Source organism: Mesorhizobium sp. M7A.F.Ca.CA.004.06.1.1 (assembly GCF_003999135.1).
Lineage (GTDB): Bacteria > Pseudomonadota > Alphaproteobacteria > Rhizobiales > Rhizobiaceae > Mesorhizobium.
In genome coordinates this window covers 1-1,207 of sequence record NZ_RZPQ01001146.1, presented here as the reverse complement: position 1 = coordinate 1,207, position 1,207 = coordinate 1, and the positions used below count along the sequence as shown (strand labels likewise).

The following is a 1,207-nucleotide window of genomic DNA, read 5'->3' as shown; positions in this document are numbered from 1 at the left end:
GCCTATCACGGCTCGACCGTTGCCGGCACCTCGCTCGGCGGCATGGATGGTATGCACAAGCAGCTCAACGGTGCGGTGCCCAACATCGTCCATGTGATGATGCCCTACGCCTATGAACTGGCGCTGCCGGGAGAGAGCGACCATGATTTCGGCCTGCGCGCGGCCGGGGCTGTCGAGGAGGCGATCCTCGAAGCCGGCGCCGACAAGGTTGCCGCCTTTATCGGCGAGCCGGTCATGGGGGCCGGTGGCGTGAAGATACCGCCGGCGAGCTACTGGCCGGAAGTGCAGCGCATCTGCCGCAAATACGATGTCCTGCTGATGCTGGACGAGGTCATCACCGGCTATGGCCGCACCGGCGAGTGGTTCGCTGCCCAGACGCTCGGTATCGAGCCCGATACGATCACCACCGCCAAGGCTCTGACCTCGGGCTATCAGCCGCTGTCGGCATTGCTGGTCGGCGACCGCATCGCCTCGACGCTGGTCGAGAAGGGCGGCGAGTTCAATCACGGCTACACCTATTCCGGCCACCCGGTGGCCTGCGCCGTGGCGCTGAAGAACCTCGAGATCATCGAGCGCGAAGGGCTGGTCGACCGCGTCCGGAACGACACCGGCCCTTACTTCGCCAAGGCGTTGCAGGAGCGCATCGCCGGACATGATCTGGTCGGCGAGGTGCGTTCGATCGGACTGATGGGCGCGATCGAGATCGTCAAGGACAAGGCGACCAAGGAGCGGTTCCTGCCGGCTGGAAGTGCGGCGGTAACCGTGCGGGATCATGCCATCGCGCACGGCATGATGCTGCGCGCCACCGGTGACACGATGATCCTGTCGCCGCCGTTGATCTGGACCCGTGATACGATCGATATGGCCTGCGATCGCATCTCGAAGGCGTTGGATCTGGCGCAAGCCGACCTGCGCAAGCGGTAGAACTCGACCCCTCGGCTGGGCGCTCCTCGGCGGGAGCGCCCAGCCTTGAGGCCATGCTGACGCGGGGAGCGAACGAATTCCACTACAAGCGCGTAGTGTGTGGGGCTGCGGCTGATTCGGCCGCGACAAGGGGTTTTGTTTCCATGAGAAAGACCGGCAAGAGCCGACGGACGCAAGAAGCGGCCAGCATCGGCGGCGACCTGATGCTGGCGCCGCTGGTGGCGATGATGCGGCTGCCGTTGATGGCCATGGATGGCGGGAGCAGTCAGCCATGGAGCACGGA

General features: G+C 65.1%; 1 protein-coding gene. It reads left to right on the top strand.

Annotated features, from left to right (window positions below):
* Nucleotides 1-924: aminotransferase class III-fold pyridoxal phosphate-dependent enzyme (locus tag EN906_RS34615; RefSeq protein WP_127375798.1), on the top strand; the 924-nt coding region annotated here is incomplete at its 5' end.
* Between the last annotated feature and the right edge of the window lie 283 nt (nt 925-1,207).